The following is a 12724-nucleotide window of genomic DNA, read 5'->3' as shown; positions in this document are numbered from 1 at the left end:
CCCTTTCTTCCGCGGATCAATCCGGCATCGGTGGCCGTTCCCCGGCCGAGAGGTAGGGCTCCAGCTTCTCGCGGAGCTCATTCCGGGCCCGGGCCAGGAGCGACTTGACGGCCGCGGGCGAGCGGTTCATGACGCCGCCGATCTCGGCGTAGCTCATGTCCTCGAACTTGTTCAGCAGGACCGCCATTCGCTGGTCCTCGCCGAGGACCGCGAGCGCATCGCGGACGATCTCCGAGAGTTCGATCTTCCGCAACTGGGCCGACGCGGTGATGTCCTTCGAGGGGATCTGGCCGGGGGAGGGGGCGGCGGTCTGCGAGCTCGTGCTGCCGCCGCTCATGGAGATCGACGGGTGCCTGCCCTTGGAGCGGAGGTGGTTGAGCGCCAGGTTGTTGGCGATCGTGAAGAGCCAGGTGGAGAACCGGGCGCGGGGGCGATAGCCCTTGCGGGCCTTGTAGATCCGCAGCATGACCTCCTGGCTGAGGTCCTCCGCCTCCTCGCGGCTGCCGATCAGGTGGAAGAGGATGCCGACCAGCCGGTCCTGGTAGCGCTGGACCAGTTGTTCGAAGGCTCCGGGGACGCCGTCGCGCACCTGGAGCATCAGGCGGACGTCGGGGTCCCTCGCCTCCAGTTGCCGCCCCAGGACATCGAGCTCGCCGTGGCTCACTCAGGCATTTCCCCACTCGTCACCGGCGGCCACCCCGAAAGGCCGCGACCTGCCTCATCACTCTATCCCAATCGCGGTCCCGGGAACATCCGCCGTCGCCGCCGAAATCGGCACGGCGGAGACGGACTCGTCCAGCCGGCGGCGGAGCTGGCCGCAGGCGGCGTCGATGGCCCGGCCCTTGGTCTTCCGCACGGTGACGCTGATCCCTCGCCCCCGGACGATCTCCACGAACCGCCGGATCGCCTCCGGCGTCGGCCGCTCGAAGGGGAGGCCGGCCACGGGATTATAGGGGATCAGGTTGACGTGCGCCTTGCGGCCCTTGAGGCGGGAGCCGAGCGCCTCGGCGTCGCCGGGCCGGTCGTTCAGGCCGTGGAGCAGGACGTACTCGTAGGTCACCTGCCGGCCGGTGGCCCGGAAGTAGTCGTCGGCCGCCTCCAGGACGGCGGTGAGGCCGATCTTCTCGTTCACCGGGACGAGCTCGTTGCGGAGGGCCTCCGTCGGCGCGTGGAGCGAGACCGCCAGGTGATACTGCCGGTCGAGCGCGGCGAGCTCGCGGATCTTGGCGGGGAGGCCGACCGTGGAGATGGTCACCCGCCGCTGGCCCATGCCCAGGCCCTCGGGCGAGCAGACCACGTCGAGCGCGGCGATCAGGTTGTCCAGGTTCGCCAGGCTCTCGCCCATCCCCATGACCACGATGTTCGTGAGCGACTCCCCGGCCGGCAGCAGGTTGCGGAGCCGGATCACCTGCTCGAGGATCTCCCCCTTCGACAGGTTCCGCTCCACGCCCTTCAGCCCGCTGGCGCAGAAGACGCAGCCCATGCCGCAGCCGACCTGGGTGCTGATGCAGATCGTGTGGCGGCGGTCCTCCGCCATCAGGACGCACTCGATCCGCTTGCCGTCGGCGCATTCCAGCAGCAGCTTGTCCGTGCCGTCGGGCGAGACGCCGTGGAACGCGACCTTCGTCCCGAAGACGACCCATTCCTCGTCGAGCTGCCGCCGGAGCGCCAGGGGGACGTCCGTCATCCCCTCGAACGACTCCGCCCGCCGGTCGATCACCCACTGCCTCACCTGCCGGGCCCGGAACGCCTTGTGGCCACGGGCCTCGACCCAGGTCCGCAGGTCCTCCGCGGAGGCATCGAGGAGGGGACGCCGGGCGATGGTCGATGTTCTTCTCTCTTCAGGGGTTGCGTCGTGAATCGGCAGCATCGTCCCGAAGATCCCCACGGCCGGCCTGCGCGGTCGCCGATCGAGGTCCCCCCCCGTCCGGCTCTGGGAGCATTCTAAGGAGAAGCTGACGGCGAGGAAAGGACGGCTCGAACCTCGTTGATGGCCCGATCCCCGGTCGAACGCCTCCTCGCCTACCGTTCCCGAGCCCTACCGGCAGGCTTCAGGACGTATTCAAGGAACCGATAGATCTGCTCGTTCGACTCCTCGGTCGGGTCGTGTCCGGGGCGATTGGTCATCGCGACGCCGTGATCTCGGCCCACGAGCCGGTCGACGGCGGCGGCATGGTTCAGCGCCCGCCACCGCTCGGGCGGGTCTTCCGAGCCGCCGGAGACGAGGAAGGGCCTGGGCGCCATCAGCGCGTGCAGTTCGTGCAGGTCGTGGCCCGCCTCGACGAGCTTCTTGTAGGCGCCCATGCGGGGGCTCTCCGGGGTGAGGACGCCTCGCGGGCGCGTCCGGCCGGGCTCCCAGCCCAGATACCAGGGCTCCCAGTAATTGACGTTCGGACGGGACTCATCGAAGATGATGCCGGGGTCGGACCAGACCCCGCAGGCGAACTTCTCGTAGAGGCAGGAGGCGAACATCGCCCACTTACCGCCGTAGGAATGGCCCATCACGCCGACACGGTCCGCATCCACGTCCGGCATCCCGGCCAGCGCTTCGTAAGCGTTGGCCGCCACATAGGCGAGGTAGGAGAGCGGCTGGATCTCCGGATAACCCCCCTGGCCGGGGGTGATCTGGTCGGGGGGGATGCCCAGCGACAGAACGACGAACCCCCGCCCGGCCAGATGAACGGCGAAGTCGCGGCCCGCCTTGCCCCGGCCGATGGCGGTCTCCGGCTCGTAGTAGACGACGAGCACGGCCGGGCATTTCCCCTCGCCCTTGCCCTTGCCCTCGCGATCGGGCACGAGCAGGTAGCCATCCATCGTGCGCGACCGGGCCACCTCGACCCTCACCCGGCGTTGCTCGAATCGATCCCGGCGCTCCACCCCCAGGACCTCGACCCGGGGCCGCTCGATCAGCAGCGGCCAGGCCCCCATGAACCCGTGCCAGGTCGCCAGGATCTCCTCCCGTCGCCTCCGCCAGTCGCCCGCGTCGCGGACGAGTTTCCCGTCGTTCCGAAGCAGCGGCGATCGGTACGGCCCCAGGTCATCCCGGAACAGGGCAGGCGGGACGAAAGCCGACACGAGCACCTCCGGCACGTCGTCGGGGGCCGCCCCTCGGCCCTCGCCACGCGAGGTTGCTGCGAAGATCGAGAACAGGGCCACGGCGATGGCCACGATCATCCGGCGCGTCATCGGACGTCCCCCTTCGACCGCGATCGAGCTCCTCATACAGCTCGGGCCAGGCCTCCCGCCAGGAGTCTTCGGCAGGCGCGGCGATCCTTTCGCGTGTGTCGGATCGCACCTCGGCGCCCTCCGCTCGCGAGCCTTCCGCCGCAGGTCGTCCGCGCGAGCCCGTACGGCGATCCGCCGGCAGACGCCGAACAACCACGGCCCCGCGGAACGATCGCGGAGGAAGTGATCGAGCAGCTCCTCGTCCGAGAGCACGTCCGTCGATCCCTCTCGGAAGAGCGGCCCGATCGGCCCCAGGACGTCGAGCGGTCCCGCCGCCAGTACCGATTGCCTTCCCATGGTCAGCCTCCCTTTGATGACCATATTGCCGGCAAGGGGCTGGCCGATTCCATGATTCTCGTGTTGGCTCAAGATGGATTCCAGGGGGGGGGGCACCATCTCGAATCGCGATGGCAGCGCCGGAGACTCTTTGCAGCCGTGCAGAGCCTTCGGGTGGCCGTGGTGGAACACCACGGGACCGCCGTGGCCCGGGCGCAAAGTCCGTCCGGCGCCACAGCTTGCCTCGCCATGGTGTCGCTGCGCTTCCACCACGGCCACCCCCCTCAGCTCCATGCCGATTGTCAAGTTCCTCCGATCTCGACACCTGGACCTTCAGGACGGTGCCACCCCCCGGGAATCCATCTTGAGCCCTCGTGTTTTCAACGAGAAGCAGCGACGTTGCGCGGTGCGGGCCCTTTCCAGGCGGACTCAACCCCGATGGGTGGCCGCCCGATGGATCTGTGCCTTCCGCGTCGCGGGGGCGACGGGGAAGAACCTGGCAAGGATCGGGCCGCGGGGGTAGGTGTTGGGATGGGCGGTGCGGACCAGGCCGTTCATCCGGCAGCCGGGAAGCGGCAGGGTGGCGAAGTTGTAGCCGGTCCCCGAGGAGCCGGCGGAGACGGTCACCTGGGCGACCTGCACGCCGCCGACGGCCGTACCGCCGAGCGTGCCGACCGCCGCGCGGGTCGACCGGAAGTAGCGCGAGGGGGCCTGCTCGACGACGGAATAGGTCCCAGGCTGGAGGTCCGGGAAGACGAACGAGCCGTCGGCCGCCGTGGTCGTCGTGATCCGGACGGCATGGCCCTGGGCGTCCGACCCGACCAGGATCACCTTGATCGTGGCCACTCCCAGGTCCTTGCCCGAATCGTAGACGCCGTTGCGATTGCGGTCCAGGTAGACCACGCCCGCAAGGCTGCCCATCGTCGTCGTCGGGTTGGTTGGCGTGGTCGGATTCGTCGGATTCGTTGGGGTCGTCGGCCCGGACTCATTCGAGACCGTGCTGGCGGATGCGATGGCCTCTCCGGAGCCGAACTGGCTCGATGTCGCGGGGCCGGCGGCGACCTGGAGCGTGCCGGAGGAGATCGCCTCGAGGCTCAGCGTCAGCACGACCGAGCCGCCCGAGGGGAGGTCGCCGACGGTCCAGATGCCGGTCCTCGGGTCGAACGAGCCTGCGCCGTCGGTGTGGGCGACGAGGTGGAATCCGGCGGGGATCGTCACCGGCAGTCCCACGCCGGTGGCGTCGTCGGGCCCGGCGTTGGAGACGACGACTCGCAGAGCATTCCGGCCGCCGATGTTGACCTCGACCGGCAGGCCCTCCAGGCGGATCGAGAGATCGACCTGATGCGGGGCGAGGGTGACGGACGACGAATCATCGTTCGTGGTCGCGTCGAACTGGTCCACCGAGGCCAGGTGCGCCGAGGCGATCTCGGTCCCGGCGGCGATCGCGCGGGCCCACAGGTGGAGTACCTGAGAGCCTTCGGCCGCTATCGGCGCAGGCGTCCAGGTGCCGATCGTCGCGTCGTATGTCCCCCCGGCCGCGTCGGCGGAGGCGAACGCCAGGCCGGCCGGCAGCGACGTGGCGACGGTCACGCCGGTCGCCGTGTCCGGGCCCATGTTGGTCGCGGTGATCGTGATCTCGACGAGCTGGCCGGAGTCGGGCCGGCTGCTGTCCACGACGGTCGTGACGGAGACGTTCACGCCTTGAGGGGTGACGGTCGAGACGGCGGGCGAGACGGTGTCGGGGTCCTCTTCGGCGACCGAGCCCAGCTCGGCCGTCAGCGACTTCTCTCCGGGGGCGGTCACCCGGGCCCGGAGCGTGAGGACGACGCTCTCGCCGGCCGGGATGACGGGGATGGTCCAGTCGCCGGTGGTCGGGTCGTAGGTCGCGCCGTCGGCCCCGTTGGAGACCCATTCCATGCCGTCCGGCAGGGGCTGGTGGATCACGACGTTGGTGGCGTCGTCCGGGCCGGCGTTGCTTGCCGTGACCGTGGACGTGACGATCGCCCCGGCCTTCGGCGCGGCGTCGTCCACCTCCTGGGCGAGGGACAGGTTGACCTGCTTCGTCTGGACCGAGGCCTGCACGCTCTGGTCGCCGGTGGTCGGATCGAACTGGTCCATCCCCGCGACCGCCGCGGTCGCGGTCAGGGTGCCCGGCGCGGTCGCCACGGCACGGAGCTGGAGGGTGATGGACGAATTGGCGGCCAGGCTGGGGATGATCCAGTCGCCGGTGGTCGGGTCGAAGGTGGTGCCGATGGGAGCATCGATCGGCTCGTACGAGAGGCCCGCGCCCAGCACGGTGGAGATCCGCAGCGAGGTCGCCGCATCGGGCCCGACGTTGGTGGCCACGATCGAGAACGTCACGACGTCGCCGACGTTCAGCTTCGAGGCGCCTGGCGTGATCGTCAGGCCGACGTCCGCCGCCTGTGCCGTGACCTCGGCCGTCGCGGGGGGCGAGGCCGCGGCGGCGAACTGGTCGAGCGACTCCACGGAGGTCGTCACGGCGATTGCGTCCGGGCCGGTGATCCGGAACTGATAGGTGAGGGTCACGGACGCGCCGGCCGGGATCTCGCCGACGGACCATCGGCCGGTGAGCGGGACGAACTCCCCCTGCTCGGTCGTATAGCCGATGGGGACGACGCCCGAGGGCATGATGCTGTCCACGGTCACGCCGGTGGCCCCGTCGGGGCCGAGGTTGGAGACGGTCACGGTCGCCGTGACGAGGTCGCCGACGTTCGGATGGGGGTCGTCCACGGACGTGGTGACCTGGACATTGGCCGAGCGGGGCGTCTCGGTCGCGGAGGCGAGCAGGGTCCCCTCGCCGGGGTGGAAGGCATCGGAGCGGAGGACCGTCGCGGTGAGGGTCGCGGGCGAGGGGGACGTCACGCGGGCCCAGATCGTGAGGACGCTCGTCGAGCCGTCCGGGGCGTCGGGGAGCGTCCAGCCGCCGGTGTTCGGGTCGTACGACCCGCGAGTCGCCTGCGAGCCGACGTAGGCCAGGCCGGCGGGCAGGAGGGCCTGCACGGCCGCGTTCGTCGCGTCGTCCGGGCCGGCGTTGGTGAGGGTGACCGTGAACGCGACGACCTGGCCGGAGTTCGGCCGGTCGATGTCGACGGCCATCGCGACGGAGAGATCGGCCAGCAGCGGCGTGACGATGGCCGCGATGTTGTCGTCGTCCGGGGCCGGGTCGACCTGGTCGGAGGCCGCCTGGGCATTGAGCGTGATCGGGTCGCCGGCGATCGTCTTCAGCTTCAATGTGAGCCGGGTCGTGCTCCCCGCGGCCAGGGTGCCCACCGTCCAGGTCCCGGTGGCCTGATCATAAGTGCCCGCCGCGGGATCGGAGGAGACGACCTCGAAGCCGGCGGGGATGGGCAACGCGACGGTCGTGCCGGTGGCGTCGTCCGGGCCGGCGTTCCTCAGGTCGAGCCGGGCGGTGACGACCTGGTCTCTCGCGGGTCGCGAATCGTCGATCGTGAACTTCAGGCCGAGGTCGGCCGTCTGCGCGTGGACGGTCGCCGTGGCCGAGTCGTCGTTGACGTTCGGGTCGAACTGGTCGTCGGCGGTGACCGCGGCGGAGAGCGTGGAGACGTCCGTCGAGATGACCGTTGCCGTGAGGGTCAGCGTCGTCGTCTCTCCGACCTCGATGGCTCCAATCGTCCAGATGCCGGTCGCCGGGTCGAACGAGGTGCCGGCCGGGGCATCGGCCGAGTCGAACGCGAGGCCCGCGGGGAGCGTGACCGTCACGGCGACGCCGCTGGCGTCATCCTTGCCCAGGTTCTTGAGGTCGACCGTGAATGTGACGACCTGGCCGAGCAGGGGGCTCGGGTCGTCCACCACGGCCGTGAGCAGGAGGTCGGCCTGCTGGGGATCAACCGTCGTCGTCGCTCCGTCGTTCGCGGAGTGGAGGTCGAACTGATCGACCGTGGCGACGCTCGCGGTGTTAACCGTCGAGAATCCGGTGTCGACGGTCACGAGGACATTCAGCGTCGCCTCGCCCCCCTTGGCGATGGATCCGAGACTCCAGATTCCGGTCGCGATGTCGTAGTTGCCGTCGCCCGCGGAGGAGACATAGTTCATCCCGGTGGGGAGGAGATCCGCGACGCTCACGCCGGTCGCGTCGTCGTTGCCGCCGTTCTTGACGACGATCGTGTAGGTGACGGTGTCCCCGACGTTCGGAGTCGGGTTGCCAACGACCTTGCCGACGACCAGGTCGACCGTCTTCGGCTTGATGAAGACGCTGGCCGAGTTGTTGGCGGGACTGGCGTCGAACTGGTCGGCCCCGGCGATCGTCGCGACCATCGGCGGGACGCTGGACGCGGTCACGGCCGCCTGGAGGGTCAGGACGACGGGGGTTCCCGGATCGACCATACCGACGGTCCAGACGCCGCTCTCCGAGTCGTACGAGCCCGCGGTCGCGGACGAGGAGCTGAACGTGTAGCCGGCGGGGATCGGGATCGAGACCGAGACATTCGTCGCCGGGTCGGGGCCGAGGTCGTTGAGCGTGAATGTGAACGTGACGACCTGGTTCGCATTCGGACGGGTCACGTCGGCCGTGGCGGCGAGGGAGAGGTCGGCCTGCTGCGGGGTGATCGAGACGGAGGACGTCGCGTGGGCGGGGTCCGTGTTGAACGCGTCCACGGCCTGGATCGCCGCGGCGAACGGCTTGACGATCGGGTCCACGACGAGGAGCTTCATCGCCAGGGTGGCCGACCCTCCGGACGCGAGGCCGGGGATGGTCCACGTGCCGTCGACCGGGTCATACGTCGTCCCCCCGGGGATGTTCGGGGTGTCGAGCGTCGTCCCGGCCGGTATGGCGACGTGGACGACGAGGTTGCCGGCCGCGTCCGGCCCGGCATTGGTCACGGTGACCGAGGTCGTGATCAGGTCGCCGACGTTCGGGCGATCGAAGTCCACGGAGGTTGCGACGGAGAGGGCGGCCGACAACGGGGCGATCAAGATCGAGGCGGAGTCGTCGGCCGGGTTCGAGTCGTACTGCTCCTGCGTCAGGAAGGACCCGGTGAAGTCGCCGGCCGTCGGGCCGGTGGCGACGGCCTTGATCGTCAGCGTCGCGGTCCCGGTAGCGCCGGCCGGAAGGCCGCCGACGGCCCAGACGCCGTCGGCCGTCCGGTAGGTCCCCGGGCCGCTCGCCGAGACGAAACTGAGCCCCGCCGGGAGCGCCGTCTGGACGCGGACGTTGGTGGCGGCGTCCGGGCCGGCGTTGTTCACGACGACGGTGATGGTCACCGTCTCGCCCGGCTTCGGCGCCGGGTCGTCCACATCCGTGGAGACGGAGAGCTCCGCCTCCTGGGCCTCGAACGGCACCGAGGCCGTGTTGTTGGAGTCGTCGCCGTCGAACTGGTCCGAGGAGACGATGCTCGCGGAGATGGTGTGCGGGTCGGCGTCGGTCGGGTTTGCCTGGATCCTCAGGGTCGCCGACTGGCCCGGCTTCAGGACGGTCGAGCCCAGGCTCCATGTGTCGGTCCCCGGGACGTAGGTGCCGTCGCCGCTGATGCCCACGAAGGTGAGCCCGCTCGGGATCGGCTGATGCTGGACGACGATGTTGGTGGCGTCGCCGGGCCCTCGGTTCGTCACCGTCAGGGTGAACGTCATCGTGGTCTGCATCTTCGGCGTCGCGTCGTCCACCGTGCCCGCCAGGGCAAGGTCGGCGGACTGGGCGGTGAGCGAGGCCGATGCGGTATCATTGGCGGCGACCGCGTCGCCGGACGGGGCCGGAGAGAGCGAGGCCGTGGCCGTCGTCTTCGTGGTCGCGGCGGAGCCGACCCTGGCCTGGATGGTCAGGACGGTGGACGACCCGTGGGCGACGGAGCCGACCGTCCAGACGCCCGACCCCGAGTCGTACGTCCCCGCGCCGGCGGCGGCGGAGACGAACGTCAGGCCCGCCGGCAGGGGCGCAGAGACCTGCACGCCGGCCGCGTCCGCGGTCCCCGGCGAGGTCAGCGTGACGACGTAGCGGATCGTGTCGCCCACCTTCGGATTGGCGTCCGAGAAGGCCGAGGCGAGGGCGAGGTCCACCTGGATGGCGGAGCTGGTGACGGACGCGGAGTTGTTCCCTGCATTCGGGTCGTACTGGTCCGAGGCCGAGACCGAGGCCACGCTCGTCGCCGACCCGGCGAATAGGACCTTGGCGACGATCGTCAGCGTCCGCGTCTGGCCGGAGGGGATCGAGGCGAGGCTCCAAACGTTGGTCGCCGAGCTGTACGTCCCGGCGTCGGCCGAGGAAGAGACGTACTGGAAGCTGGCCGGCAGGGCCTCCGCGATCCTGACGTTGGTGGCGGCGTCAGGGCCCGTGTTCGTGACCTGGACGGTCAGGGTCACGTCCTGCCCGGCCACCGGCGAGGAGGAGCTGATGGCGATCGTCGGCGCGAGGTCGGCCGACTGCGGCGTGACCGTGACGGACGACGTGTCGTCGGCCGATGCGGTGTCGTACTGGTCCACGTACGAGAGCGAGGCCGAGCTGGTGATCAGGTCGGGCGACGAGACCGTCGCCGTGATGGCCAGGACGAGCTCGCCGGAGGCGGCCAGCGAGCCGACCGTCCAGAGGCCCGTCGCCTGGTTGTATGCGGTCCCCGCAGGCGCGGAGACGGCGGCGATCGACAGCCCCGCGCCGACCGGCGAGAGGACGACGATCCCGGACGCCGCGTCGGGCCCGAGGTTCCTGACCCGGGTCGTCAGCACGACCGTCCCGCCGACGTTCGGCCGCGCGATGTTGACCGCCTTGGTGATCGCGACGTCCACCTGCTGCGGCGTGACCGAGACCGTCGCGGTGTTGTTCGACGACGTCGGGTCGTATGTCGAGCTGGACAGGACCTTCGCCGTCATGGTCGAGGCCGACGGGCTGGCCACCACGGCCTTGATCGTCAGCGTGGTCGTCCCGACAGGGACCGAGGAGAGGCTCCACGTCCCCGCGTCGTAAGAACCGCCGGAGGCGTTCACGAAGGTGAAGCCGGCCGGCAGGGCGTCCTGGATGGTCACGTTCGCGGCCGCCGTCGGCCCGAGGTTCGTCACGGTCGTCGTGAACGTGACCGTGTCGCCGACGTTCGGCTTCGCGACGGTCACCGATTTCGCCAGCGACAGGTCGGCCACCTGCGGCGTGATCGTCACGGCGGCGGTGTTGTTCGCGGTGTCGGAGTCGGGGGCGCCGGAGGCGGTGATCGAGGCCGTGTTCGTCAGGGCGGAAGTCCCGACGACCTTCGCGTAGATGGTCAGGGTCACCGGCGAAAGGCCATCCACGCCGCCGACGTTCCAGACGCCGGTCGTCGGATCGTACGTCGTCCCCGCCGCGGGGCTCGAGGAGACGTAGGTCAGGCCGGCCGGCAGCAGGTCGTTGACCGTGATTCCGGAGACGAAGACGTCCTCCGAGTTGACGATCGAAAGCCTGATCTGGATCGTCTGGCCGACCTGGGGGTTGGGATCGTCCACGGTCTGCGTCAGCGCGAGGTCTTCCTCGCGAGCGACGACTTTCTGGACGTCATTGCTGGTGGCCGTGAGGCTGGCCCCGGTGGACTGGCCGACGAATGAGGCCGAGCCCTGGGAATCCACCACGTCGCCGTTCAGGGCGGTGCCGTTGACGACGACCCGGTACTTGACCGTCACCGACTGCCCGACCGCAAGCGTGCCGCCGGCCGACGAAGTCGCCCCGGTCCCCAGGCGGTAGACGATCTGGCTGAGCGCGGCCTGGTAGTCCGCCTGGTCGTCCCCGGTGGCGTCGGTCTTGGACGTACCGCCGATCGAGAGCGAGCCCGCCTGGAAGGTCGTGTTCGAGGGGATTGGATTGGTGTAGACGAACTGGGTCGCGGCCTCGCCCGCGGTGAGGCTGATGGTGTCGGTGTACTCGAGGACGTCGCCCGGTTCCACGCCGCCGCCGTTCAGGTCCACGACCGACTTGGCCACGTTGATGATGGGAGCGTACAGGTCGATGGCCGTGGTGACGACGCCCGGATAGTACGTCTCGCCGCCGGTGGTCAAGGCGATCGACGCCGAGGTTGCACCGTTGGCGATAAGGCCGGACTTGGTGATGATGTCGGCGTCCATCCCCATCTGGTTGACGTAGTTGGGGTTCTTTGCCGTCACCAGGGTGCCGCGGTTGCTGATGGTGCTGTTGAAGAAGTTGTCGGCCGGGTTCTGGGCGTCCGAAAGGGTCGTGCCGTTGAACTTGACGGCGTCGCCCGTGAAACCAAGGTCCCCCTCGTAGCTGACGAACCCGAGGCTCGCGTTGACGGTGCCGGTGAGGGGCGCCTTGAAGCCGCTGATCGGGATGGTGACGTTGGGAGTCCTCGAGTCGACGACGGCGAACCCGTCGAAGACGGTGAGGTTGCGCGGCGTGGCCGAGGGGTCGCCGTAGACGACCACGAGCGACCAACCGGCCTCCTGGTCGCTCCCCGTGGTCGCCTGGACGTTGGCCACCCCATACGTCCCGGACCCGGCGGCGCGGACGGTGGCGGTGACGTCGGCGAACCCCTGGTAATCCCCGTCCGAGGTCGAGCCGATCACCGTGCCGGTCACCGTCGAGTACCCGGAGGCTCCAGGGGCCTTGAACAGGACCTTGCTGCGGCTCGACGAGGACGATTCAGCCCCCCAGTAGAGCCCCGCGAAGAGGACCGAGCCGCCGGCCGGCAGCGAGAGGTTGGCCGTGCTGGAGTTGAACGTCGATCCGTCGGAGTCGACGTCCACGAACACCTGGGAGAAGTCGTTGTTGTTGACCGAGGACCCCGTCCCGTTCCGCGCGTTGACCGAGGCCGAGCCATTCCCCGGCGCCGTCATCAGCGTGTTCGCCGCGAAGACGATGTCGCCGTTGGCATTCGTCGAGAACCGGACGGCGAACGGGGTGATCACCGCGGGCATCATCCGCGGCTCGAGCCGGGCCTGATCGGCCATCGGGATCGCGCGACGGTTCGATTTCCGGACGCTTCGGGGAGTGCGGCGGGGATGGATCATCGCGGTGCATCCTGGCGGTGAGGAAACGGCGGGCGCTCGTCATGGAGCGCGCAGCCCGGCACGGAGGCATCCATGCGGGGTGCGACATGGTTTCCCCAAACCTAGAACGCGAAATGGCGGGATGAGAACTGAGAGTCTGGCCCGAATGCACCGGCCAACTGTGGCGCCGAGGCTGGGGAAGGGGGACAGGCACCTCGATGGCTCGGAGCCAGTCCCAGTTTCCCTCCGTCCCTCGGCGCTATGGGACAGTCCCCGACCCGGCGTCGGGGAG

At 69.6% G+C, this 12724-nt stretch carries 4 protein-coding genes; all 4 read right to left on the bottom strand.

Annotated elements, in window-relative coordinates; all coding sequences use genetic code 11:
- Positions 1–16 precede the first annotated feature (16 nt).
- The 4 genes from G6O54_RS18270 to G6O54_RS18255 all read right to left on the bottom strand — a co-directional run bounded on the left by G6O54_RS18270 (position 17) and on the right by G6O54_RS18255 (position 12453).
- Complete coding sequence (locus G6O54_RS18270; RefSeq protein WP_165227128.1) at positions 17–598, bottom strand: RNA polymerase sigma factor; 582 nt, start codon at positions 596–598, stop codon at positions 17–19.
- A gap of 123 nt (positions 599–721) precedes the next feature.
- On the bottom strand, positions 722–1870 hold the full coding sequence (gene rlmN, locus G6O54_RS18265) for a dual-specificity RNA methyltransferase RlmN (RefSeq protein WP_165227097.1): 1149 nt from the start codon (positions 1868–1870) through the stop codon (positions 722–724).
- 152 nt (positions 1871–2022) lie between these two features.
- On the bottom strand, positions 2023–3522 hold the full coding sequence (locus G6O54_RS18260; protein WP_205678894.1) for a prolyl oligopeptidase family serine peptidase: 1500 nt from the start codon (positions 3520–3522) through the stop codon (positions 2023–2025).
- 408 nt (positions 3523–3930) lie between these two features.
- Positions 3931–12453, bottom strand: a complete 8523-nt coding sequence (locus G6O54_RS18255) for an SdrD B-like domain-containing protein (protein ID WP_165227096.1) — start codon at positions 12451–12453, stop codon at positions 3931–3933.
- Positions 12454–12724 lie beyond the last annotated feature (271 nt).

The organism is Aquisphaera insulae (assembly GCF_011064615.1).
GTDB lineage: Bacteria > Planctomycetota > Planctomycetia > Isosphaerales > Isosphaeraceae > Aquisphaera > Aquisphaera insulae.
Note: the sequence above shows the minus strand (reverse complement) of the source record. Positions and strands in the feature narration are given on the sequence as shown.

What these genes read in the sequence shown, in the direction of transcription:
- G6O54_RS18270 (WP_165227128.1), bottom strand. Translation starts at nt 598, where the DNA reads ATGCTCCAGGTGCGCGACGGCGTCCCCGGAGCCTTCGAACAACTGGTC.
- rlmN (WP_165227097.1), bottom strand. Translation starts at nt 1,870, where the DNA reads ATGCTGCCGATTCACGACGCAACCCCTGAAGAGAGAAGAACATCGACC.
- G6O54_RS18260 (WP_205678894.1), bottom strand. Translation starts at nt 3,522, where the DNA reads ATGGGAAGGCAATCGGTACTGGCGGCGGGACCGCTCGACGTCCTGGGG.
- G6O54_RS18255 (WP_165227096.1), bottom strand. Translation starts at nt 12,453, where the DNA reads ATGATCCATCCCCGCCGCACTCCCCGAAGCGTCCGGAAATCGAACCGT.